The organism is Methanobacterium lacus (assembly GCF_000191585.1).
In the GTDB taxonomy this organism is placed as follows: Archaea; Methanobacteriota; Methanobacteria; order Methanobacteriales; family Methanobacteriaceae; genus Methanobacterium_B; species Methanobacterium_B lacus.
In genome coordinates this window covers 2,547,896-2,571,859 of the sequence record NC_015216.1, presented here as the reverse complement: position 1 = coordinate 2,571,859, position 23,964 = coordinate 2,547,896, and the positions used below count along the sequence as shown (strand labels likewise).

Genomic DNA, 23,964 nt, shown 5'->3' with positions numbered 1-23,964 from the left:
AACAACTGAGTTCAAAAACAAAAAAATTTAAGTCCCTGGATATGTTGTCCAGGAATCTTGTGAAATTCGAATGACCCAAAAAAAATCTTAGGGTTTAATCAAATACATCTTTACTGGCATCATCTAACCATTCATTGACCAGTTTTACTGCGCAGTAACTACCGCACATGGTACATGTATCTGGGTCTTCTGGTGGTTTAGCGTCCCTGATAGCCCTGGCATCTGCAGGACAAATTGATGCAGAATACTGTCCTTCCCAGTCCAGTTTTTTCCTGGCATTTGCCATAACAAGGTCTAATTCGCCGTTGTGGATGCCTTTGGACATATCTCCTACATAAGCTCCTATTCTACTGGCAATTAAACCTGTTTTAACATCTTCAGGTCCTGGTAGTGCTAAGTGTTCTGCAGGTGTAACATAACATATGAAATCTGCTCCTGCGGATGCTGATTGAGCTGCTCCTATGGAGGATACTATGTGGTCGTAGGCTGGGGCTATGTCAGTAACTATAGGTCCTAACATGTAAAATGGTGCGTTCTTGCACAGTTTTTTCTGTACCATGACGTTGGTGGATATTTCTTTGAGTGGAATGTGACCTGGACCTTCTACTATGGTCTGAACTCCTCTTTCCCTTGCTCTGTCAACCAGTTCACCAAGAACTATTAACTCCTGAACTTGCGCTCTGTCTGTGGAATCTGCTATTGCACCTGCTCTCATACCGTTAGCAAGACTTATGACAAAATCGTATTCTTTAGCGATGTCCAGTACATATTCGTAGTCTTTGTAAAGAGGGTTTTCTGTTTCGTTGTGAACCATCCATGCTGACATGAATGCTCCTCCACGACTCACAAGACCTCCTTCACGACCCTGTCTTTTGAGCCTTTTAAGGGTTTCTTTGTTGACTGAACAGTGTATAGCCATGAAATCTATGCCGTCTTTGGCCTGTGTTTCAATTGCTTTAAATACTGCATCTTCTTCCATGTAGATAGCAGCACCGTGTTCCCTTATACATTCGATGGAAGCCTGGTACAACGGTACACTTCCAACTGGAAGGTCTGTTATGCTTAGGATCTTTCTCCTTATACCGTCAAGATCTCCACCCACACTCAGTTCCATGAGTGTGTCTGCGCCATTTTCCATTGCAATGTTTGCCTTCTCAACTTCCATGTCAATATCATTTATATCTGTTGAAGTACCGATTGTTGCGTTAACTTTGGTTCTGAGGCCTGCTCCAATACCAACAGGTTTTACATCACGTCCAACATTGTTTGGAATAGCAATGGTTCCGTTTGCAACTGATTTGCGTATAAATTCTTCATCAACGTTTTCAATTTTAGCAACTGCTTTCATTTGCTCTGTTATTATGCCCTTTTTTGCATCATCCATTTGTGTCATAGAATCACCATGTTATTTTTTTAATTTAACACTGTTCAGAAATAGGTTCCGTTCAGTTTTTGAGTATTAAAATCATTCCAACGACCAAGAAGTTTGGCTTCATCATCAAAATCTATGATTGTACATTATGCCCCAACATAAAAATAGGTGTTGTTAAAATAATACATGAAACAAAACCGAGGATCATTATGTAGAATGATACTATTAAGTTACTCTTTTTATATTTTAACCTTTTTATCTAGAACTGAAGAATACTATGACTTTGATAAATTCCTTAATCAATTTCAGAAAGTCCAGTATTAATATTATTCAAATAGTTAATATTTATTTTAACACAATCAAGGAACTATAAAATTAAAAAAAAGTATGATGATGTTTAAGTTTAACAAGTACTAGGGCCACATATCATTCATTCTTGTTTTTACCATATTTTCATCAGGTACATTTGTTTGACAGCCCTCAGCTTCAACAATGAACGATGATACCGACGATGCAAATTTACCACAGTACTCAAGATCTTCACCACGGAGATAAGCATTTAAAAATCCGGCCCTGTAGGAATCTCCTGCTCCTGTTGGATCCACAGTTTCCTTCAGTACTGCATCAATTCTGATTTCATTCCCAGAATTTATCCGACTTCCATCCTTTCCATAGGTTGTAACCACTATTTCGGGTCCGAAGTTTCTTAAATCATCAATGTTCATGTTTAAAATTTCCTGGATCCTCTTTATTTCATGATGATTTCCGAAGAGTATGTCTGTTATCTTCAAAACATCTTTGAGTTCAGCTTCAGAGTACATGTGCAGATCCTGTCCAGGGTCGAAGGAGATGAGTTTTCCTGAGTCATGGGCTGCTTCTCCAGATCTGCTGTTGAAACCAGGGTCTCCTGTGGCTAAATGAACGGCTTCAACCTTTTCAATTGCGTTGTATGGTACTTCGGAATTTTTAAATTCTGAAGCAGCACCCCAGTAGAAGTAACTGATCTGATCTTTCTCGTTATCAGTCAAAACGAATGCTGTTGGAGTATTTTCGTCTTCTATAACTATCATTGATTGGGTGTCTATTCTAAGATCCTTCAACTTGTTATGGTAATCTGAATCAATAAAACCACTACCCACAGCAGATACAAGTGATACTTTAAGTCCTAATGTGGATGCTACAACAGCAACGTTTGCTGCAGCTCCTCCAAAAAGTGTTTTCATCTTGTTAATCGATGTTGAAGAGTTGGCTTCAGGAAATTCCTTAACTTGTATGATGTAATCCAATGCTGTGTGTCCAATTGCTAGTAGATCAGTTTTGTTCAATAAATCACCCGCCATATTTTTATTTTTGAAATATTTAAAATTAACTTAAACAGTCAGAAAGTACCCAAAATCAGTGAAATTTTATTTAAAGCAAAAATTTTAGGAATTAATGATAATTTAACTTGAGTTTATATTCTTGAAAAACCATTGTTCTCAATAGTTTGATGAGCTTCTCCAACAACAAATTTTACGAAATTTTTTAGGGAGCTGTTTGTTTTGTTGAGTAGAACAACACCTACGATGTGTTTAGTTTCATTTTTTATCACGTCAGAACCTTCGGTGAAGCTGTTGTTTAAGAAAGTAAACAGTTCGCTATTGTTTTTAACAGCGTTCAATGCTGTTTGTGGCGATCTTGCAGTTTGGACAATGTTGTAATCAATACCCATGTTGTCCATTGTGTTCCATGCGAGTCTCTGTGAAGAGTTGGGAATCTCAACGAAATCCTTACCATTTAAATCAGAAATATCATTGACTGCAGAATCACCCACCAGAACTAGATGATCGTAGGCTACTGGAATGATGTCTAGATCATAGATAAATGCAGTTACAGGATCATCCAGTGCTAAAATGTCCACCATGTCTTTATCTGAAAGTTCGAGGGCGCTCATATCATTGGTACGTAGCACAGTAGCATTCAGATCGTATTCTTCTATCAATGCTTCCATCAATCCTGTTGAAACAAATCCTCCGCATATTACTGGTTTCTTTCTTTCTTCTAGACGTTTCATCAGACTTTTATACTTGTTCAACAGATCATGACCATTTTCTGTTAAACCAGAACCTGCTCCTGTGGTTTCAACCAACTTGGAATTAATTTTTTCTTCAGATTCCTTTATTCTTCGGTTTAATACAGAATGTGAAATTCCCAGTTTTTTAGCAGCTTCCCTCTGGGAATAGGTTTTTGCGATACATTCAAGGGTTTCAAAAATTTTGTAACTAAATTCCTGCCCGTTTATAACCATTCCAAGTTTGGGATCGTAATTCATGATGATCACATAAAGTTTCAAACAAATTAAAAGCTCATATAACTCCTATATATTGAAAAATCCAGTTTAAGAAGATTTTTAAGTAATTCTTGTATAATGCCATTAATTATATGTTAACACTTTGAATATTTCAAGGTTACCAAGTATTTACATATTGTATTTGCCAGTATATTTTAGTTTTGACCAATGGGAAACCATTTTTAAATAATTATCTATCTCTAGTTTAACATTTTAGGAGATATCAGCTTGATTTTCAGGATTTTAAATAATTTTACTGGTCAGTTTAAATTATAATGATTAATTATTATGAAAATCCTTTTTATACGAAATTCAATAACTAACAATTTGAGGATGCTTCTTACCATTAATGATTTATAAGAAACAGAAATCGGCAAATTTCTTCTTAAGGGCATCCTCACCCACCAGTAATGGTAGGTAAAAATTGAGGATGTTCCCATCGGACTCTTGTTAACCAATCAAATGATCACCAAAAAAATGGGAACATCCTCAAACCTCAAAAATACAGATCACACTCTCATACTTTCAAATGAATTTAAACTTGTTTTAAAACCAATAATCAGCATTTGATTATTAAGGGCCATCAATTGGTAAAAGATAATGACAATTTGTTAGTTAAAAAAATTGGATGCATGGGAAGATCATATAATTAATAAATTTATATAGTTACTAAGTAAGATGTTCAACTATCATAAGCTCATCAATCTGTTTTGATGATGTATGAATATAAATAAATTATTCGGTGAAGAAATGATTATTAACGATGCAATTGAAGAAATAATAGAAAATGTAATGGCTGTGTCGGCTGAAACAGACGAAGAGCATGTAAATGATATGATGGATATTTTGACATCCTCTAAGAATGTTTTCCTCCTTGGACAGGGCAGGTCGGGTCTCGTTGCCAGGGCTTTTGCCATGCGTTTAATGCACCTTGGAATAAGTGTTTATGTGGTTGGAGAAACAATAACTCCCGCAATAGGCGAAGAAGATTGTCTCTTAGCAATTTCAGGTTCTGGAGAAACCAGCTACATAATAAGCACAGCGATGATCGCTAAAAAGAGAGGTGCAAAAATAGTTGCAGTAACATCATATGAAAAATCCACTCTTGGAACAATATCAGACCTTATAATGCACATAAAGGGACGTACAAAAGTAGATTCCGAAAAAAATTATATAAAAAGGCAAATGAATGGTAAACACTTATCATTATCCCCTCTGGGAACTTTGTTTGAAGTGTCCACCCTAATATTCTTAGATGCCCTAATTGCTCAACTCATGGATAAAATGGGTAAAACTGAAGATGATCTCAAAAAGAGACACACAGTTTTGGAATAAAACTTTCAACTCTATTTTTTTTTAAAGAATTATCCTGTGGGGATGGGTGTAAATATTGAACCTCTTTCCCCTCACAAATCCCACCATGGTAACTCTTGCTTCATCTGCCACAGCAATTCCCGATGATGTAGGAGCGGCATTTGATGCAATAATTGGAATTCCCACTCTCGCAATCTTTATGAGCATGTCTGCAGGCATTCTTCCACTGTAAACAATGAAACTCTTAGAAAAATCAAATTTTGCAATTGCACCGGCACCAATTACTTTGTCAACTGCCACATGCCTGCTCACATCCTCAATAGCAATGAAATCATCACCAGAAACGAGCCCTGCAACATGAGTTCCCCCAGTTTTCTGCCAGACTTCAGCTTTTTTCTTTAATTTTCCAAAGGCATCTATCAAATCATTACTCTCAACACTGAATTCAGATTCAACTTGTCCAACAAATTCTATTTTAGTTCTCCAGCCACCAAAACAATCTGATCCAACAACTAATTCTTTTCTAATATCAAAATCTTCCAGATCGATCTCAGCCTTGATTGTTTTGCCATCAATATTGATGTTGGTTATGTTGTCCACTGATCCAGCCAGACCTTCACCAAGGAGGTAACCCACTGTAAATTCCTTCAGGGAATTGGGACTTATTGAAAATCTTCTTGAAACACTGTTGTTGATTGTTATCTCAATATCTTCATCGTTAACAATGGTTTCTATTACTTCGGAGGGTTTCCCTTCAAATCTAACAGCTTTAACTTCTTTAAACATTTCCATCATTTAAATGCCCTCAACTAAAATTCATTTTTTACACAATAAAATTAAAAGTTCCACTAGATAAAGAATCTAAAAAAAATAAAATAATAATTTTAGATGCTTAAAATAACCATTTCAATCTTCGAAGAGGTCATCTATCCAGGATATGGCTGCTGCAACATTTGGAAATCCAATTGTGCTGGTTAGTAGAAGCAAAGTTTGATAAACTTCATCGGGTGATGCTCCATTTTGCAGTGCCTGTTTTCCATGACTGTGCACAGCCCCTTCAGATCTGATAGCAGCTGAAGCTGCAAGTTGTATCAGCTGCGAATTTTTCTCATCTATAGGTCCATTTTCACGCACTGTCCTTCCTAAATCACTTATAGCTGAACCATACTCTTCAAATCTTTCTCTGATACTTACATAATGTTTTGGTAATCCCTTTTCTGATTTATCTGACAAATTATCATCTCCAAAACTTTGATACTGAAATTTGCATAATCCCTGCAATGTATATTATTTTATAGTTGATCCAATATATTTTTTAAAGTAATAGTTCATAATCTACAAAAATAATTTATACATCATAAAATCTATAATATTTTCATCGAGATCTAATTTTTAATGGAGAATTTTAATGACTAAAACTTTAAATGAAATTTTATCTACATATGAAGGGACTAAATCAGAATTAATACCTCTTCTTCAGGATGTTCAGGCTAATTTAGGATATTTATCAGAAGAATCAATAAAAGATGTTTCTAAATTTACAGGGGTTTCAGAAAGTGAAATATATGGGGTTGCAACATTTTACACGCAGTTCAGATTTACTCCTGTGGGAAAGAAACATATCATGGTTTGCAAGGGAACCGCATGTCATGTTAAGGGTGCCCCTCAAATTATTGAGGGAATTGAAAGACATTTGGGCATAAAAGAAGGCGAAGTAACATTTGACATGGAATATTCACTGGAATCTGTCGGATGTTTAGGATGCTGCGCCCTGGCACCATGTGCAATGATAAATGATGATGTAGAATCAAACATGACTCTGAAGGATGTTAAGAAGATTTTTCGAAGGATTGAAAGACAATCCAAATCAGATGGCGAAAATTAGGGAACAAGGGTAAATAATGAAATATAAACAACTATTAAAGGAATCACAAGAAGAATATTTGCTTCTTGAGGATAAAACTGTGATAGCTGTGGGTTCTGCAACTTGTGGAAGATCAGCAGGGGCACAAGAAATTTCCTCAGTACTCAGGGAAGAAATTGCAGAAGCAGGATTGGACGTTGAGATCATCGAAGTGGGATGCATTGGACTTTGCTACCTTGAACCAATAATAACCATAATCAAACCAGGCCATCCAGCAATTTTCTATGGCCAAGTAACAAAAAAATTGGCAAAACAACTTGTAACTGAATATTTACAAGGCAACAATCCTCTACCCGAACATGCACTCGGTACTGTAGGCGCAGATGATAATGAAGAAATTCCCTCCCTGTTTGAAACACCGGTAATGAAACCACAAGTCAGAAGGATACTCCGAAACTGTGGATTAATAGATCCCTCAAACATCAAACATTACATTGCCAGGGGAGGTTACAGTGGACTGAACTCTGCACTTAAAACCAAACCAGAAAAGGTCATTGAACAGATGAAAAGCTCAGGACTCAGGGGAAGAGGAGGAGCAGGTTTTCCCACTTGGATGAAGTGGCAGTTCTGTGTTGATTTTGATTCTGTAGAAAAATATTTGATATGCAACGCAGATGAAGGAGATCCTGGAGCATTCATGAACCGATCGCTCTTGGAAAGTGACCCCCACTCCGTCCTTGAGGGAATAGTCATAGCATCATATGCAATAGGAGTTAAAGAGGCATATATCTACTGCAGGGCTGAATATCCCCTTGCACTTGAAAGGTTGAAACAAGCAATCTCCCAAATGAGGGATGTTGGGCTCCTTGGAAAAAACATCCTAGAAACTGGATTCGATCTGGAAATCAAAATTAAGGAAGGAGCAGGTGCCTTCGTCTGCGGCGAAGAAACTGCACTGATAGCTTCCATCGAAGGTAAACGGGGAATGCCCAGAACAAGACCTCCATTTCCAACAACAGCAGGTCTATGGGGAAAGCCCACCGTAATAAACAATGTTGAAACAATGGCCAGCGTATCACTCATAATGCAGACCGGACACGAACAGTTCAAGGAATTTGGAACAGTTGAAAGTAAGGGCACAAAAACCTTCTCCCTGGTGGGAAATGTTAAAAAACCAGGATTGATTGAGGTTCCACTTGGAACCACGCTTCGAGAAGTCATATATGACATAGGTGGTGGAATTAACAACGAAGGTAATTTTAAAGCTGTTCAAATAGGAGGACCTTCTGGAGGTTGTCTTCCTGAAGAATTCCTTGACACCAAGATAGATTATGATTCTCTAACAATGGCAGGAGCCATAATGGGTTCAGGCGGGCTAGTTGTAATGGATCAAAATAGCTGCATGGTGGACGTTGCCAGATATTTCCTGGAATTCATACAAAACGAATCCTGCGGCAAATGTGTTCCATGCAGATTGGGAACCAAACAAATGTTAGACATATTGAGTGACATAACCCAAGGTAAAGGTAAACAGGGGGACAATGATCTTTTACGCGAACTTTCCCAGGGAATCAGGGATGGATCCCTTTGTGGACTCGGACAAACATCTCCCAACCCCATACTCACGACTTTAAAATATTTCGAGGATGAATACATTTCTCATATTGAGGATAAAAGATGTAAAGCCCTTTTATGTAAAGAACTGATTAACTACACGGTCGTAGATGAAAAATGCGAAGGATGCATGTTATGTCTAAAATCATGCCCTGTGGGTGCTGTTTCAGGCACAAAAAAACACATACATTCCATCGACACTGAAAAATGTATAAAATGCGGTACTTGTATTGAACTCTGTTCTGGCAAATACAATGCAATTGAAAGGGTATCTAAGTACTGAATAACCCTAAATTAAGAAGAAAATAAGGGTGAAAATTTTAGAGGATCAAATAAATTCCAACAATTTCATTTAAAATCAGGATTTAGCATGGCAACCATTGGTAAAGTAGGGTTTTCTATGTTCTATTGCCTCTAAAAATACATTTTTTAGTTCTTTGTTGGTGTAACCTCTGCGCATGGGTTCGATTATATCCACCAAGTTATCGTTTTTAAGAAGGCAGGGTTTGATCTTCCCATCAGGAGTTATCCTGAGCCTTGTACAATTTTTACAGAACTCCGTATTATCCATTGGTCTGACGATCTCTATTTCACCGCCCTCAACGAAGTACTTTTTTCTATCCTGCATGAACTTCCTTGTTTTTACTTGATCTGACATTTCTGTCAGCTCATCTTCAAGTTCTCCCATATCGTAATGATATTCATCAAAAAAGCTTCCAGGTTTATCAGCTTCGGTTTTTAGAAGTTCGATGAGCTGTAGTATTGCTCCGGTTTCCCTGCAAAATTGAAACATGTCCCATATTTCATTGTCGTTTATTCCCTTCATAACAACCATGTTAACTTTTACTGGGTTCAATCCAGATTCCACAGCCTTCTGAATTCCAGCCTTGGCATTTTCCATGTAATCCCTTTTTGTTATGAAACGGTATGTTTCCGGATTCAAAGTGTCGAAACTGACATTTACACGGGTTAACCCGGCTTCATGCAATTTTTCAGCATATTTTTCAAGGAGAATGCCGTTGGTTGTTAATGAAATATCTCGAAATCCTACATTTGCTATTTTTGAAACCATGTCCACAATATCCTCTCTGATAAGGGGTTCACCGCCAGAAAGTCTTATTTTTTCAATACCAAGTTCTTTAGCAACTGTAACAATTCTTTCTATTTCTTTTGGGGTCATTTCATAATCTTGAGGTACAATTCCATCGTGATGGCAGTAAAAACATTTTACGTTGCACCTGTTGGTTATGGATATTCTCAGTGATATTAAAGGTCTTTTAAAATTATCAGTGACCTTATTTTGAATGTTAATCGTTTTCATGCTTATCTCTTATCAGAAGTTCAATTTTGTTAAGATTTTCTGCACCGAATTCATCGGTTTTCAGTGATTTTACCATACCAAGCACAGTTTCATCAATAAAAGTTCTCACGAATGGATTTAAGGGGATCATAGTGTCATTTATCTTTAGTATAACCCTGTCTGATTCTGATCTGCAGTAAACAGCATCAGCCCGTCCCTGAAGCTTTGCATGGACAAAATCATCGCAGGATTCATAACCGCATTTCTTGCAGTTTAGATCGTTTACCATACCAAAACTCCTATCAAGCACAAGGTCTATGGTGGTACTGAGTTTGGCATCATCCATATTAAACACATCAACATTTGCAATGGTAAATTCATCTTTAAATTCGGATGTGGAGATTTTTGCGTATTTAGATTCTTTCAATCCTTCTATAACGACAAAATCAAGGTCTTTCATGAATTTCATCATTAAAAGAACCTTTTCAAGGTCCATGGAATCTTTGATGGAAATAAATGTTTCACTTCCAATTCCTGCAACAATTTCAGCTCCAGCTGCCTTGTGTTTTCCAGTATCCCTCTCTGGAAGGTCGAATTGATGGTGTGTATGTTTCACTGTTCCAACGCTAAATCCTCTTTCAACTAATTCTGCGACTATTTTAGTCACAAGAGTAGTTTTACCCGTGTTTTTGGTACCAACAACTGCTATAATCCTCATGTGCCACCTTTAAAAATCATCTTTAATATATTTAAAACCAATTCTACTCTTCATAATTCTAGCTTCGGCTACTTAAATATATATGATGTTAGCATATATGTGAGTGTATAATCCTAATTTTTAATGAACTTAATATACAGAAAACTGACTATTTAAAAATGAACTTTACTGACGATAACATGAAGAACAATAAAATAACACTGAATATTGATGGTGTAGAAATTAATGCCGAGGAAGGGAGCACAATATTGGAAACAGCCCTTCTAAACGATATTTACATACCCAATCTATGTTATTATCCTGGTTTAAAACCATGGGGATCCTGTAGACTTTGTCTCGTTGAAAATGATGAGGGACGTCTTATCACGGCATGTGAAACAAAAGTACATGATGGAATGAAAATAACAACAGATAATCCCAGGATTAACAGGGTTCGAAAGTTATCTGCAGAGCTGCTGATTGCAAATCATGAAGTGGATTGTTTAACCTGCAAGAAAAATGATAACTGTAAATTACAGGAAATTGCAGCCTATCTTGGAATAAATCGGGATGATCTTGGCAGTTTAAGACGCAAAATAATGGATATTCCGGTGGATGATTCTAACCCCTTCTTCAACAGGGATCTAAAGAAATGTGTACTTTGCGGGATATGTGTCAGAACTTGCAGCGAAGTCCTGGCTGTCAATGCAGTTGATTTTGGATTCAGGGGATATGATACCAAGATAACAACTTTTGGTGATAAACCACTCCTGGAATCTTCTTGCGTATCATGTGGAGAATGTATGATTGCCTGTCCTGTGGGTGCACTTGTACCAAAGGAAACAAAAAAACCTGCAAGGGAAGTTAAAACTGTTTGTCCATACTGTGGTGTTGGATGCAACATTTACCTAGGTGTGAGGGGAGACAAGATAGTCAGTGCAAGAGGCGATACAGATAACTCTGTAAACAAGGGCAATCTATGTGTTAAGGGCAGATTTGGATACAGCTTCATCAACCATCCGGACAGGCTTAAAAAACCTCTGATTAAGAGAAACGATGAATTTATAGAGGTTGAATGGGAGGAAGCACTGGATTACGTTGCTCAGAAATTATCTGGATACAAGGGCGATGAATTTGCATCTATATCCTCTGCAAGATGTCCAAATGAGGATAACTACGCTGTTCAAAAGTTCACCAGGGCTGTTATGGGAACTAACAACGTTGATAACTGTGCCAGATCCTGTCACGCACCATCTGTAGCAGGTCTTGCCAAAATATTTGGAAGTGGGGCCATGAGCAACTCTATAGATGAAATTAAGGATGCTTCATGCTTATTTGTTATAGGGACCAATCCAACAGCCAGTTATCCTGTATTGGGGTTGCGCATAATCGAAGCAGTAAAAAATGGTGCTAAACTCATAGTTGCAGATCCAAGAAATATTAACCTGTGCAAACATGCGGACATTGTAATGAATCAGACTCCCGGTACCGATGTGGCACTCATCATGGGCATGATGAAGGTTATAGTGGATGAAGAACTGCATGATCAGGCATACATAGATGATAGGAGTGAAGGCTTCGAAGAGTTTAAAGAGTCATTACAGTCCTATGACATTGAAACAGTTGAATCAATCACAGGAGTTGATGGAGAACTAATAAAGGAAGCTGCAAGGACATATGCATCAATTAAACCTGCATCCATACTTTATTCCTTGGGAATCACAGAACACACACATGGAACTGAAAATGTTTTTGCCCTTGGAGATCTAGCACTCCTAACAGGTAACATGGGAAAACCATTTGGAGGAGTGAATCCCATAAGGGGACAGAACAATGTTCAAGGAGCCTGTGACATGGGATGTCTTCCAGACACCTTCCCTGGCTATCAAAAATTAGACGATCCAAACACCATCGAAAGGTTCGAAACTGCATGGAATGTTGATCTTAACAGATCCAAGGGTATAACATTCCCTGAAATGGTTATGGCTGCTAAAAATGGGGATATAAAGGCCATGTACATCGTTGGAGAGAACCCTGTAACAAGTGAACCAGACACAGAAAATATCAAGGATGCAATGAATTCCCTAGATTTTTTGGTTGTTCAAGATATTTTCATGAGTGAAACAGCGCAGATGGCTGATGTGGTTCTTCCAGGCTGTAGCTACGCAGAGAAGGACGGTACATTTGCAAATTCAGAACGGAGAATACAGAGGGTTCGAAAAGCAATAAATCCAGTCGGAGAATCTAAACCAGATTGGTTGATAACATCCCTCATTGCTAAGAAGATGGGTGCAAAAGGATTTGATTTTAAAGATGCCAGTGATGTTTACGATGAAGTGGCCAAGGTTTCCCCAACCTTTGCTGGAATCAACTACGGCAGAATTGAGGATGAAGGAATACAGTGGCCATGCCACAATGAGGAACATGATGGAACACCCATACTCCACACAGAGGAGTTTAAAACAGAAACTGGAAGGGCTAAATTCATTCCACTAACCTACCGACCTTCAGCAGAACTACCGGATGAAACTTATCCCCTAATTCTCACAACAGGGAGGAGTATTTATCACTATCAAACCAGTACAATGACAGGTGCTGTTGAAGGATTGAAAAAACTTTATGGGGAAGATTATATTGACATATCCCGGGAAGACGCCTCAAAATTAGGGGTTGTGGCTGACGAAACTGTTAAGGTGATATCTAGAAGGGGAGAAATAAAACCCAAAGTTAGAATTACTGACAGATGCAGAAAAGGAGTAGTTTTCATGACCTTCCACTTCGGTGAATCTGCCACCAACGTCATAACCAACTCTGCATGCGATCCAATATCAAAAACTCCTGAGTTCAAGGTGTGTGCAGTTAGGGTGGAAAAGATTTTAGACTGAAAATCTTGTGTGTTTAACTGACAACTTTTTTTTTATTTTTAAGACATTTTGGCACGATTTAAACAACCTTTCTCAGTGTGTAACTCTAACACGAGAGTTGTGATCACTACAACACCATATATATATTTATCTATATCTTCCTTGTAGAAACCTATATTAATATATTCAATCAAAGGTGTAGTTAATACACAATGGAGTCCATATGCCAAAACACATAGCTTCTGGATTGAAATATTTAGCGGCTTTAGAACTCGTTAGAGACGGTTACAGTCAAAAACAGATTTCGAAAATGCTAAATGTTAATAAATCCACGCTTTCTCATTATTTAAATGGTAGAAACATTTCTTTAGGATCAATAGAGATAGCTGAAATCGTCAGAGAGTTCTCACCACGAGATTTTCTGGTTTTTACTGACGCCATCATTGAAGACAAGGAAGCAACGAAAACCATAGTGAAAACTTGTTTGGTCAACAAGTACAGTGTCGAAGTTAAAGATTCTTGCATTGGTTGTGGAATTTGTGTAGATACATGTTTGATAGATGCCATAGTTTTGGATGATCTAAAGGCACACATAGATTCTGATATCTGTTGTGGATGTCAAATTTGTGCTGAAAAATGTCCTACTAATTCAATTAATATTTTGGAGGAATAATAATGGCTGCAAATATAAAAGAAGTCAAAGCCAAAGATTTCAACGTTGAAAGATCAGCTGAAGAAGATAGAGAGCTGTCATTCAAAGATGAGTCATGTGTTGGTTGTGGCGTTTGTGAATCAATATGCCCAGTCGGAGCAATCAAACTAGGTTCCGTTGGTGCTATTGTTAGAAACGATATCGACGAATCAAAAATAGAAATAGATGAAGAAAAATGTGTATTGTGTGGAATGTGTAGTGTGGGATGTCCAGTGGATGCACTTGAATTCACTGTGGATGGAACACCAATTTCTGAAATTGAAACTTATCCTAAATTAATTTCTTCTGCAGAAATTGACGATGAAACATGTATATACTGCAAAGCATGTGAAAGGGCATGTCCAAGGGAAGCAATTACTGTCGCAAGACAACTTCCAGACAGATCCAAACTTGTAACTGGTGAAATAGACATAGACAAGGAAACATGCATAGACTGTGGTATATGTGAAGAAATGTGTCCTGCAGATGCAATAACTATTGATCAAAAAGGTCCAGAAGATTTCGACATCGCTGTAGACAAGGACAAATGTGTTTACTGCTTAGTATGTAAGAAAGCATGTCCTGTAGATGCAATAATGGCAGCATGTAGAACCTGTTCCTACGGTGAATACGACTTAAATCCTGAAGATGCTGAAACAACTGGTAAAGCACTCATAGATGATGACGCATGTGTAAGATGTGGATGGTGTGAAGAAGTTTGCCCAGTAGATGCAGCTAAGGTTGAAAAACCATTCGAAGGTGAACTGAGCTTAGATCTAGACAAATGTACAACTTGTGGAGCATGTGTGGATGTATGCCCATGTGATGTGCTGTTCTTCCCTAAATCATCAGCACCAGGAACAATAGATGATAAACTCATGAAAGATGAACAGTTCTGTATTTACTGTGGTGCATGTGAAAATGTATGCCCAGTAGAAGCAATTGATGTTAAACGAACTGGAATCAAATGCACACCTACCAAATCAAAATCTTGGCAGAAAAGTATTGATTCATTAAAAACTAACTAAGGTGATAACATGGAACTTAAAGTAAACCAAGACAACTGCCTTGGATGTGGAGTTTGCGTTGTTGCATGTCCGGTAAATGTTTCTATAAGTCCTGAGGTTTCAGGAGGGCATGGATCAAAAACAACAGAAACAATTATGATGGTCGAAAATGGAGTAATCAAACTCTTTAGCGAAGATAAATGCACGAAATGTGGGACCTGTCAGGTATTCTGTCCTACCGACGCAATTTGGCTAGAATGAGGTGTTAATTTTGACTTATGTAGATAAACCGGCAATTCCAAAGGTTGTTAAATTTGACGAACCTAACGCAAAATTACGAAATAAATTGGACGTAATGTTGAACACAGGTTCTGACATTTACCAAGGGGCATGCAAAAAAAGAGGATCTACTCTTAAAGATGAATACAGGAAAGTAGCTGGAGTAGCATATATGGATCCTAAAGACATGGCAAAACTCGGAGTATCCAACTGGGACCATGTTAAAGTTATTTCTGACTGGGGAGAAGTAGTTGTTAACGCAGCACACTCCAGAGATGCACCGCATGAAGGAACAATATTCATACCAAAGGGACCATGGGCAAATGTAGTTGTTAGTCCAGAAACCTACTGTTGCTGCGACCCAACATACAAGGGTATCATGTGCACAGTGGAAAAATCAGATGATGATGTTCTGCTAATGGCTGACCTAATGAGGGCAGTGTACAAAAAATACGTTAATAAGGATGATGAAGAAGGCATCAAAGATCTTGCTACACTTGGAGAGATGCCTGTCTACAAGAAATTATAAGGAGGCAGTTTAAATGGCAAATTACGAACCACCAGTAACAGACTACGATAGTATCGTAGAAAACTGTACATGTGCTTTTTGCGGATGTAACTGTGACGATTTAGATTATTTAATTAAAGATGGGCATGTTGTAGGTGTAAGACACGCATGCCGACTTGGTGCCAGTAAGATCATGGAAGACATGGATCAAAGATTACTGGTTCCAATGATAAGGGGCGAAGATGGAGAACTTGCAGAAACTGACTGGGACACAGCTTTAGACAAAGCTGCAGAACTCATAGCAGGTGCAGTAAGGCCTATATTCTATGGTTGGAGTGAAACTTCCATTGAAACCATGCACCACGGTCTTGAGCTCGGTGAATTAGTTGGAGCGGTTTTGGATAACCAGGCAACCATCTGTCACGGACCTTCACTTCAGGCTGTTCAGAACGCAGGATACCCTATAAGTACACTTGGAGAAGTTAAAAACAGGGCGGACATGTGTCTTTACACAGGTAGTAACGCAATGAACTCCCACCCAAGACATATGGCAAGGTACAGTACCTTCCCACGAGGATACTTCAGACCAAGGGGAAGATTCGACAGAACAGTTGTCACACTCGACCCAAAATACAGTGATACAGCTAAAATGTCCGATATATGGGTAGGATTCGAACAGAATGGAGATTACGAATTTTACAACGCTATAAGGGCTGTTTTAAAGGGTAAAAAACTTCAAAAAGAATTTATTTCTGGAATTCCTAAGGAAGATGTCGAAGAATTAGCAGAAGCAATGAAAAATGTTCAGTTCGGAGCATTGTTCTTTGGTCTCGGTTTAACCCACACATTATCCAAACAGAGAAACATCGATATTGCTATTCAGATGGTAGCAGACTTAAACAGTTACACCAAATGGATTTTAATGCCTATGAGGGGTCACTTCAACGTGAACGGATTCAACATATTCATGGCATTTGAAACAGGTTTCCCATACGGTGTTGACTTCGCAAGAGGATACCAGAGATACATGAATGGAGAAACAAACACCATAGATCTTTTAACAAGAAAAGAATGTGATGTTTTCATGGTAATTGCAGCTGATCCAGGTGCACACTACCCTGGTGGAGCAGTTAAACATCTCGCAGAAATTCCAGTTATCCAGGTGGATATACACTGGGGACCTTCTACAGAGATTGCAGATGTTGTTCTTCCAGGTTCATTTGTTGGTGTCGAAGTTGGAGGTACCAGTTACAGGATGGACGGTGTTCCAATATGGATGAAAAAAGCCATCGACAAACCTGAAACTTGTAGGGACGACGAATGGATTATAAAAGAAATATTAGAAAGAGTTAAAACAATTAAAGCTGAACAAGGAGCTTTAGCAAGTAAATAAGGTGATTGTCATGGAATACGTACTAAAAAACGGTATTGTTTACGATCCTGCGAATAAAGTAGCAGGAGAGAAAAAGGACGTAATGTTCAAGGACGGAAAAATCGTAGATTCAGTTTCTGCCGATGCTAAAGTTCTAGATGTTACAGATAAGATTGTGATGCCTGCAGGTATTGATCCTCACGCACATGTTGCAGGACCAAAACTTGTTGTAGGTAGAATATACAGGCCTGAAGACTCAAGAAAGGGTGTTACACACAAAACAGATGTTTTAAGGTCAGAAAGTGGATTTTCTATACCAAGCTGTCCATCAACAGGATACAGATACTCCCGAATGGGATATGGAACTGTTGTAGAAGCTGCTGTACCTCCACTAGAAGCTAAACACACTCACGAAGAAATCAATTCCATACCAAACTTGGATATTGTACCATTATCATTGTTTGGTAACAACTGGTTTGTATTGCAGTACGCAAAACAGAACCAAATTGAAGATTTGGCAGGATTTGTAGCCGCATGGTTAAGGCTCGCCAAATGCTACGGTGTTAAAATAGTTAACCCATGTGGAAGTGAAGCATGGGGTTGGGGAATGAACGTTCACGGACTGGATGACCCTGCTCCATACTGGGATGTAACAGGAAGAGAAGTTGTTACAGCACTAGCAAAAGCAAACGAAATGTTAGGACTACCACATTCTGTACATGTTCACCCTAACGATCTTGGACATCCAGGAAACTACCCAACAACTGTTTCAACTATGGATGCACTCAAAGACATAGAAAAGAACAGCACTGTAAGGGGCCAGACAATGCACTTAACCCACGCTCAATTCCACGCATACGGTGGAACAAGCTGGAGAGATGCAGATTCTGGTGCAGACCACATTGCAGACTATGTCAACAGCAATGACCATGTGACCATAGATGTTGGACAGGTAACCTTAGATGAAACAACAACTATGACTGCAGATGCTCCTATGGAGTTTGATTTGTACAAGTTAAGCGGATTAAAATGGGCTAACAAAGATGTAGAACTTGAAACTGCAGCAGGAATTGTTCCAGTTATCTACTCTGGAAAAGCACCAGTTAACTCACTACAATGGGCTATTGGATTAGAATTATTCCTAAAAGTCAATGATCCTTGGAAGGTATGTTTAACAACTGACCATCCTAACGCTGGTCCATTCATACGTTATCCAAGAATTATCTCCTGGTTGATGAGTAATGAAAGAAGACAGGAAATGATGGATAACAGAGAAGTTCACCCATGGTCACACAGAAGAACCTCTCTAGCTTCACTAGAAAGGGAATATGATTTCAATGAAATCGCAACCATTACTAGGGCAGGTCCTGCTAAGATCTACGGATTCCAAGACAGAGGTGCACTCACACCAGGATTCAATGCAGACATTGCTGTATTTGACATAAACCCTAACGATATTGATCCATCAAGGAACCCTGAAGCAATAGAAAAAGGATTCGGTAGTGCAATGTACACTATAAAAGATGGTGAAATATTAGTTAAAGACGGTGAAATCGTAAAGGTTGTAAAGAGTCATACTTTATGGACCGACGTAAAAGGAATGGAAGAACAAGAAAAAACAGTTATGGACAGGGTAATGCCGGACTTCACAAAATACTACACAGTTAAGTTTGAAAACTACCAGGTTCACGACAAGTACTTACCAAATCCAATCGTGACTGAAGTCCAAGCAGGTAAATAGGGGTGTTAAATTGAAAACAATTACTTTTAACCAAAAAAAGACTTCTCAAATTTCTCTGGAATTCGATGAATTAATTCCCGATGAAATATACAGCTGGGAAAAAGCAGATTTTGAGAAATACATGGTTCCAATAGGAAACTCAAGATTTCCATTGACTGACTACTTTGACATAGAAGTAGAAGGTTCTGCAGAATCTCCAGAAGAAATTAAAATGATACTCAATGGAGACTACGGCAGGGTAAAATATATCGGAACTAAAATGGGTGCAGGAGAAATTATTGTCAACGGTCCAGTAGATCTTCACTGCGGATCCCAGATGAAAGGCGGTTCCATACTTGTAAATGGAGATGCTGAAAGTTACGCAGGCAGGGAAATGGAAGGCGGATCACTAACCATCATGGGTAACACCAGAGAATTCTGCGGATGTTCCTACATTGGGGACTGGAGAGGAATGAACGGTGGAACCATAACCATCCATGGAAATGCAGGTAAACAGCTCGGAGAATGTTTATCCGGAGGATCAATCTACGTCAAAGGCGACTGTGATATCCTCGCAGGTATCCACATGACCAAAGGTTTCATACAGATCGATGGTGATGTTACAAGATGGCCTGGCGGACAGATGAAAAACGGGGACATCGTAATAAACGGTGAACTTGGAAGACTCCTTGAAGGATTTGTACAAGAAGATATAATTGAGAATCCTGAAATCGATGGTAAGGACTTCAGTGGAAAATACATCAAGTACGTTGGAGACATTGCATTGAATGGAAAAGGAAGATTATGGTTAGATGCCGAGAAAAATAGGCATCTACTCTACTAAATCTTTCTTCTTTTTTTTATTTTTTTAAGATAAACTATTTTTTAGAAAATTATATTTCATAAAAAAATCAAAGTGATTAATATGGAAAAAGAGATCACACTAAACCAAGATGAACTTATTGAATACGTTAAAAACGAAGTAAAAACGTATGATACACTTGAAATTTCCTATAACCGAATATTTTTACCAACAGAAGTAATTGATATAGAACATTATGTGGATGAAAATGAATTGGAAAGTTTGAACTTGGTTCTTCAGGTGAATGGTGAACTTTTAAATGACACCATACAGCTGGATCTAATAGAGATTAAGGAAGAAATTGTTGAGATAAGGCATATTAAAAATGAGGATGATTTAACAGTCCTTGTTGTTGAAGATGTCTAATATAATTGAACATAACTTTCATTTTAACTGACTTATGGAGTTGATCTTTTGGAGAAAATATTGAAAATGGATTGTGATGAAGCAATAAGCTACGTGAAAGATAATGTCAACGATTATGATTACTTGGAATTATCATACAACCGAGTATTCACTCCGGGAGAAGTTATAAGTGTCGAAACAGACCATCTAAAAGGAAAAGATGTGTGCAACGTCATGATTCAAGTAAAAGGTGACACAGTAAGAAATACGATCCTGATTGATTTAGAAGAAGTTAAGGATGATCTTATTGAGATGAGGCATGTTCCTAAAGATAAGGAGGAAGGCATCCTTATTGAGATTGAAAGATGTGAAATTTAACCATAAATTATTTAAATTAAATGAATGGAATTAAAATTTCCATGTTATAATTCCATTTTCTCAACATAAATCTGAATTTATAATCTTCATAGTTTACTGCTTTTTTAAATATACAAATTTGTTCTAGAATTACTTATTTGCAGTATTATTGTTTTCATCCTTTGAACAAGGTATACAAATGGTGCTTTTATCCCATGAAACAAAGGATTCTCCACATTTTTCACAAAGCAGTACATTTTTTTTCTTTTTTTCAGGAACTTCAATTTCTACAAATTCCCAAGAGTAAACATCTTCTCCTGCTTCAAGCAGTATTGGCACAACTTCTTCGTGTCTCACTTTCTTGTAATTCATGTACCAATCATGGAGTATCGGATATTTTTCAGTTTTTTTAGCGTTAAAGTATATTCTAATTCCTTTAACAAATTTTTCATCCTTTCCAGCACCTTTATTTACTGTAACTGCCATTTTATCATAATCTAGAACCTTCAAACCCTTATTTCCAATTGTGGAACTTCTGAGTATTTGAAAGGGATCCGGGACACAGTTTAGGGTTTCGCAGGTTACATAAATTTTCTCATCATCATGGATGTCCAATTCTCTTTTTGCTATGTTAAGCATTTGGTACCCAATTAAAGCCCCTGAACTCAAATAGCCATGGAACTTGATTAATTTTTTTATATCTTCCTTCATGGATGGATTATCTATCTTGTTTAGAACGTCTTCCATTTTACATCACCATTTGTTTACTAATTGAATATTGAATACAGTTGTTTATATTATGTTGCAAAAACAATAAATTACCATTAATTTTTTACAGTAATGGTTAATTTTTGTTTATTAATTGATAAAATGAATGGTAGTGTTTTAAAATAAATAAAAATTATTAGGGAAAATTGGAGGCTTTTCCCTAAATGGTTTGTTCTGTGTTATGGCAATTTAGAACCAATATCAAAATGTGCTACAACAATAAATTATCGATACGCCTATATAAACATATCGAATTGTTGCTACAAACACATTTTAATCAAGCAACCAATTTTAAGAAATAAAGTTATTCAAACGTTCTTTAAGTATATGGCATTGAATTTCTCATCTGTAATTTTGAATAAATTTTCAAATAACTTTGTATGGAATAACATACTTGGAGATGCCGTTATAATAATTGAAGATTATATATATTTCGTCTGGTGAATGGTGTTTGTATAAGGCTAGTACATGTCGTACCATATTGAAATATCATGTTAGAACTATTTAAAAAAAAGGTAAAAAAAATTAAGGAGATGATATTCTCCTTAAGGCATTTTTACATATTGTTGTAGTTGGCTTGGAATGTTGGTTGAGTTGATAGTTGCTTCTGCTGGTGAAATTGGGTCAATGAAGTTGGATTTTGTTATTTGAATTCCTTCAGGGCTTAAGAGTAGTTGTAGGAAGTCTGTTGCTAGTTGTTTGTTTGGTGCATTGTTCAATATTGTTATTCCATAAACAATCGGGGTTAATCCAATGGTTTTACTCTTGTTTGTTCCACTGAACTGTACCATACTTATGTTTTTGTACACCGGTTCGTAGGTGGTGTTTGAGAGTGCTAATTCTGGAGGGAGTGTTACGTACTTTACTCCTGAACTTTGTTGCTGATCTGCATCACTCTTGTAGACTAAAATATAATCTACAGCTCCAGACTGTAGTACTGGCATAAGATCTCCTACTGCAGGCCTAACCACAATTTTAGAAGTGGGGTCGATGTTGGTTGGACTGTTAATAACTGTTTTTGAACCGTTTTGTTCCGATGTTATGGCTGTATTTTGCCCTATTACAGTGTCAAAAAGGGTTGAATCATTGTAGTAAGTACTTGCCAGTTGCATCATCATAACTCCCCTGTATCCTGCTGGTGCGGAGTTAGGATCTGCAATTCCCACACTAACATTGTTTTGAGAGAATATCTGATACCAGTTTTCACCGTTTATTTGACTGCTATTCTTACTCTTATCAGTGTATGCAATTACCATCTCATTTCTGCCGTTTTTAAGGTTGTAACTCGTGTAGTTTGGCATCAAATTTTTATCTATCAGACCATAGTCAGCAGAAGCCATGATATCCACAGACTGATTTAAGGTCGTGATCTGATTAATCAAATCTGAACTGCCTCCGTACTTTATCTGTACTTTTACATTTGGATGTTGCGACTCGAATTTTGCTGCTGTTTGATTCATCTGTCCTGCAAGACTGCTTGCAGCGTAGATTACTAGGGTTCCATTTTCAGAGCCGGAACTGTATACTCCGTATCCGTAAACACCGATTCCAACAATTGCAATCGCTACAATCACAAATATTATAATTTTTTTATCCATTCTCACCCTCCCGTGTGATCAGATTAGATATATTAATGTCATTTAATTATTGTCAATATGATTATTTGAACATTTCGCCTAAATTTTATTTTAAATCTATTTAGCGGCATGTTTCCAGTGTTTTAAGAAAAAGAACAAATATGGATAGAATACTTTCAGAAATTTTTGTTAGTAAGGTATCATATTTGCAGGCTATTTTAAGAAAATCAAAATAATAATCAAAATAAAAATTTTTGGGTGAACAATTTATTAAATTTTAACCATGGCTATTGCTGCTGCTTTAAAGCCGATATAAATATCTTTACCTAGGGTTAGATTTAATTTTTCTCTCGAATATTCTGTTACATCAACAAAGAGAGTTATTTCACCAGTATCAACATTTAATCGCACAAGATGGTTTTTAAGTTCCATTCCTATTATTTTCCCCGGGAAAATATTCCTGACACTGGATTCTTGGGGTTCTAACATTACAAAAACGTCTTCTGGGCTGATTAAAACTAAAACTTTGTCTCCTACTTCGAAGTTTCCCCTGAGTGGAAGAACAACATTTTCGTTGTTGAGTTTGATGTTGGCAATTTTATTTTTTTGATCAATATCAACTATGTTACTTTCAATTTCATTAACATCGTCATGCATCTTTAGAATGCTTTCCACTTTTCTGTACTCTTTCAAGATGGATTTGCCGTTTTCAGTGAGTTTACTTTCTCCCCCTCCACCTTTTCCACCTCTTTGGGTCGAAACTATGCTTTTGTTACTTTCATTTTCAAGTTCTTCAATATATTTAAGTGCACTTCGGTAGGGGATGTTCACCTTTTTGGATGCCTTCATTATGGAACCGCACTCATCAATATTTTCTAATAAATTAAACTTCTTCTTATTCAACAATATTATTTTATCATCAAATTTAAGCCTATATTGTGGTCCATTCTTTGTTCTGTCCATTTCAGACCTCCTACTGTATTTTATGTTAGGAAAGTTTATAAAGTTATCATAGACTAAAGGTTGTGCTGATGTCAGCTAATTAAATAATAATTTACCTATAGTTAATTGGACAGTTAAATTTGATTTGAACAACAATTTAAACCAAAAAAAGCTTTTAAAAA

23 protein-coding genes are annotated in these 23,964 nt (G+C 37.3%); 13 read left to right on the top strand and 10 right to left on the bottom strand.

Annotated features, from left to right (window positions below):
• Positions 1–94: 94 nt before the first annotated feature.
• The 3 genes from thiC to METBO_RS12495 all read right to left on the bottom strand — a co-directional run bounded on the left by thiC (position 95) and on the right by METBO_RS12495 (position 3,683).
• Positions 95–1,393, bottom strand: coding sequence for a phosphomethylpyrimidine synthase (gene thiC / locus METBO_RS12505; protein WP_048186480.1), 1,299 nt, complete (start codon positions 1,391–1,393; stop codon positions 95–97).
• A gap of 392 nt (positions 1,394–1,785) precedes the next feature.
• Positions 1,786–2,712 carry a carbohydrate kinase family protein gene (locus tag METBO_RS12500; RefSeq protein ID WP_048186479.1) on the bottom strand — a complete coding sequence of 309 codons (927 nt, stop codon included), beginning with the start codon at positions 2,710–2,712 and terminating at the stop codon, positions 1,786–1,788.
• 113 nt (positions 2,713–2,825) lie between these two features.
• The gene (locus METBO_RS12495) at positions 2,826–3,683 is read right to left on the bottom strand and encodes a LysR family transcriptional regulator (protein ID WP_048186478.1); all 858 of its coding nucleotides are present in this window, start codon (positions 3,681–3,683) and stop codon (positions 2,826–2,828) included.
• Positions 3,684–4,451: 768 nt separating this feature from the next.
• Between METBO_RS12495 and hxlB the strand changes: the two genes are divergently transcribed.
• Complete coding sequence (hxlB, locus tag METBO_RS12490) at positions 4,452–5,036, top strand: 6-phospho-3-hexuloisomerase (RefSeq protein ID WP_048186477.1); 585 nt, start codon at positions 4,452–4,454, stop codon at positions 5,034–5,036.
• 21 nt (positions 5,037–5,057) lie between these two features.
• On the opposite strand, the gene fdhD is transcribed toward hxlB, so the two are convergent.
• The gene (fdhD, locus tag METBO_RS12485) at positions 5,058–5,807 is read right to left on the bottom strand and encodes a formate dehydrogenase accessory sulfurtransferase FdhD (protein WP_048186813.1); all 750 of its coding nucleotides are present in this window, start codon (positions 5,805–5,807) and stop codon (positions 5,058–5,060) included.
• Between the two features lie 114 nt (positions 5,808–5,921).
• Positions 5,922–6,248 carry a carboxymuconolactone decarboxylase family protein gene (locus tag METBO_RS12480; protein WP_013646084.1) on the bottom strand — a complete coding sequence of 109 codons (327 nt, stop codon included), beginning with the start codon at positions 6,246–6,248 and terminating at the stop codon, positions 5,922–5,924.
• Positions 6,249–6,423: 175 nt separating this feature from the next.
• On the opposite strand from METBO_RS12480, the gene nuoE reads away from it, so the two are divergent.
• Positions 6,424–6,900 (top strand): NADH-quinone oxidoreductase subunit NuoE, encoded by a 477-nt coding sequence (gene nuoE, locus METBO_RS12475; protein ID WP_013646083.1) that lies wholly within the window; start codon positions 6,424–6,426, stop codon positions 6,898–6,900.
• 16 nt (positions 6,901–6,916) lie between these two features.
• On the top strand, positions 6,917–8,776 hold the full coding sequence (gene nuoF / locus METBO_RS12470) for an NADH-quinone oxidoreductase subunit NuoF (RefSeq protein ID WP_013646082.1): 1,860 nt from the start codon (positions 6,917–6,919) through the stop codon (positions 8,774–8,776).
• Between the two features lie 75 nt (positions 8,777–8,851).
• Here the strand turns inward: nuoF and moaA are convergent, their stop codons facing one another.
• Together moaA and mobB are read right to left on the bottom strand one after the other, a co-directional pair.
• Positions 8,852–9,814: a GTP 3',8-cyclase MoaA gene (gene moaA / locus METBO_RS12465; RefSeq protein ID WP_013646081.1), complete on the bottom strand. Its 963-nt coding sequence runs from the start codon at positions 9,812–9,814 to the stop codon at positions 8,852–8,854.
• Positions 9,801–10,511 (bottom strand): molybdopterin-guanine dinucleotide biosynthesis protein B, encoded by a 711-nt coding sequence (gene mobB / locus METBO_RS12460; protein ID WP_013646080.1) that lies wholly within the window; start codon positions 10,509–10,511, stop codon positions 9,801–9,803. Before mobB ends, moaA begins: the two co-directional genes overlap by 14 nt.
• 179 nt (positions 10,512–10,690) lie before the next feature.
• On the opposite strand from mobB, the gene fdhF reads away from it, so the two are divergent.
• The 10 genes from fdhF to METBO_RS12410 all read left to right on the top strand — a co-directional run bounded on the left by fdhF (position 10,691) and on the right by METBO_RS12410 (position 20,516).
• Complete coding sequence (gene fdhF / locus METBO_RS12455) at positions 10,691–13,375, top strand: formate dehydrogenase subunit alpha (protein WP_048186476.1); 2,685 nt, start codon at positions 10,691–10,693, stop codon at positions 13,373–13,375.
• A gap of 202 nt (positions 13,376–13,577) precedes the next feature.
• Positions 13,578–14,027, top strand: coding sequence for a 4Fe-4S binding protein (locus METBO_RS12450; protein ID WP_013646078.1), 450 nt, complete (start codon positions 13,578–13,580; stop codon positions 14,025–14,027).
• A 2-nt stretch (positions 14,028–14,029) separates the two neighbouring features.
• Positions 14,030–15,073: a tungsten-dependent formylmethanofuran dehydrogenase subunit FwdF gene (gene fwdF / locus METBO_RS12445; protein WP_013646077.1), complete on the top strand. Its 1,044-nt coding sequence runs from the start codon at positions 14,030–14,032 to the stop codon at positions 15,071–15,073.
• A gap of 9 nt (positions 15,074–15,082) precedes the next feature.
• Complete coding sequence (locus tag METBO_RS12440) at positions 15,083–15,313, top strand: 4Fe-4S binding protein (protein WP_013646076.1); 231 nt, start codon at positions 15,083–15,085, stop codon at positions 15,311–15,313.
• A 10-nt stretch (positions 15,314–15,323) separates the two neighbouring features.
• Positions 15,324–15,860, top strand: coding sequence for a molybdopterin dinucleotide binding domain-containing protein (locus METBO_RS12435; protein WP_013646075.1), 537 nt, complete (start codon positions 15,324–15,326; stop codon positions 15,858–15,860).
• 13 nt (positions 15,861–15,873) lie between these two features.
• Entirely contained in the window at positions 15,874–17,232 is a 1,359-nt protein-coding gene (locus tag METBO_RS12430) for a formylmethanofuran dehydrogenase subunit B (protein WP_013646074.1), read from the top strand.
• 10 nt (positions 17,233–17,242) lie between these two features.
• Entirely contained in the window at positions 17,243–18,952 is a 1,710-nt protein-coding gene (locus METBO_RS12425) for a formylmethanofuran dehydrogenase subunit A (RefSeq protein ID WP_013646073.1), read from the top strand.
• A 10-nt stretch (positions 18,953–18,962) separates the two neighbouring features.
• A complete protein-coding gene (locus tag METBO_RS12420) occupies positions 18,963–19,775 on the top strand; it encodes a formylmethanofuran dehydrogenase subunit C (protein WP_013646072.1) in 813 nt (270 codons plus the stop codon).
• Between the two features lie 81 nt (positions 19,776–19,856).
• Entirely contained in the window at positions 19,857–20,159 is a 303-nt protein-coding gene (locus METBO_RS12415) for a DUF2097 family protein (protein WP_013646071.1), read from the top strand.
• Positions 20,160–20,207: 48 nt separating this feature from the next.
• Entirely contained in the window at positions 20,208–20,516 is a 309-nt protein-coding gene (locus tag METBO_RS12410) for a DUF2097 domain-containing protein (protein ID WP_013646070.1), read from the top strand.
• A gap of 129 nt (positions 20,517–20,645) precedes the next feature.
• On the opposite strand, the gene METBO_RS12405 is transcribed toward METBO_RS12410, so the two are convergent.
• The 3 genes from METBO_RS12405 to METBO_RS12395 all read right to left on the bottom strand — a co-directional run bounded on the left by METBO_RS12405 (position 20,646) and on the right by METBO_RS12395 (position 23,803).
• Entirely contained in the window at positions 20,646–21,242 is a 597-nt protein-coding gene (locus METBO_RS12405; protein ID WP_013646069.1) for an FmdE family protein, read from the bottom strand.
• 566 nt (positions 21,243–21,808) lie between these two features.
• Positions 21,809–22,861 carry a tungstate ABC transporter substrate-binding protein WtpA gene (gene wtpA, locus METBO_RS12400; RefSeq protein WP_013646068.1) on the bottom strand — a complete coding sequence of 351 codons (1,053 nt, stop codon included), beginning with the start codon at positions 22,859–22,861 and terminating at the stop codon, positions 21,809–21,811.
• Between the two features lie 249 nt (positions 22,862–23,110).
• Entirely contained in the window at positions 23,111–23,803 is a 693-nt protein-coding gene (locus METBO_RS12395; RefSeq protein ID WP_013646067.1) for a TOBE domain-containing protein, read from the bottom strand.
• Positions 23,804–23,964: the final 161 nt, after the last annotated feature.

Excerpts from the sequence above, each read along its gene's own strand:
- thiC (WP_048186480.1), bottom strand. The coding sequence starts at position 1,393 with ATGACACAAATGGATGATGCAAAAAAGGGCATAATAACAGAGCAAATG.
- METBO_RS12500 (WP_048186479.1), bottom strand. The coding sequence starts at position 2,712 with ATGGCGGGTGATTTATTGAACAAAACTGATCTACTAGCAATTGGACAC.
- METBO_RS12495 (WP_048186478.1), bottom strand. The coding sequence starts at position 3,683 with ATGAATTACGATCCCAAACTTGGAATGGTTATAAACGGGCAGGAATTT.
- hxlB (WP_048186477.1), top strand. The coding sequence starts at position 4,452 with ATGATTATTAACGATGCAATTGAAGAAATAATAGAAAATGTAATGGCT.
- fdhD (WP_048186813.1), bottom strand. The coding sequence starts at position 5,807 with ATGGAAATGTTTAAAGAAGTTAAAGCTGTTAGATTTGAAGGGAAACCC.
- nuoE (WP_013646083.1), top strand. The coding sequence starts at position 6,424 with ATGACTAAAACTTTAAATGAAATTTTATCTACATATGAAGGGACTAAA.
- nuoF (WP_013646082.1), top strand. The coding sequence starts at position 6,917 with ATGAAATATAAACAACTATTAAAGGAATCACAAGAAGAATATTTGCTT.
- moaA (WP_013646081.1), bottom strand. The coding sequence starts at position 9,814 with ATGAAAACGATTAACATTCAAAATAAGGTCACTGATAATTTTAAAAGA.
- mobB (WP_013646080.1), bottom strand. The coding sequence starts at position 10,511 with ATGAGGATTATAGCAGTTGTTGGTACCAAAAACACGGGTAAAACTACT.
- fdhF (WP_048186476.1), top strand. The coding sequence starts at position 10,691 with ATGAAGAACAATAAAATAACACTGAATATTGATGGTGTAGAAATTAAT.
- METBO_RS12450 (WP_013646078.1), top strand. The coding sequence starts at position 13,578 with ATGCCAAAACACATAGCTTCTGGATTGAAATATTTAGCGGCTTTAGAA.
- fwdF (WP_013646077.1), top strand. The coding sequence starts at position 14,030 with ATGGCTGCAAATATAAAAGAAGTCAAAGCCAAAGATTTCAACGTTGAA.
- METBO_RS12440 (WP_013646076.1), top strand. The coding sequence starts at position 15,083 with ATGGAACTTAAAGTAAACCAAGACAACTGCCTTGGATGTGGAGTTTGC.
- METBO_RS12430 (WP_013646074.1), top strand. The coding sequence starts at position 15,874 with ATGGCAAATTACGAACCACCAGTAACAGACTACGATAGTATCGTAGAA.
- METBO_RS12425 (WP_013646073.1), top strand. The coding sequence starts at position 17,243 with ATGGAATACGTACTAAAAAACGGTATTGTTTACGATCCTGCGAATAAA.
- METBO_RS12415 (WP_013646071.1), top strand. The coding sequence starts at position 19,857 with ATGGAAAAAGAGATCACACTAAACCAAGATGAACTTATTGAATACGTT.
- METBO_RS12405 (WP_013646069.1), bottom strand. The coding sequence starts at position 21,242 with ATGGAAGACGTTCTAAACAAGATAGATAATCCATCCATGAAGGAAGAT.
- wtpA (WP_013646068.1), bottom strand. The coding sequence starts at position 22,861 with ATGGATAAAAAAATTATAATATTTGTGATTGTAGCGATTGCAATTGTT.
- METBO_RS12395 (WP_013646067.1), bottom strand. The coding sequence starts at position 23,803 with ATGGACAGAACAAAGAATGGACCACAATATAGGCTTAAATTTGATGAT.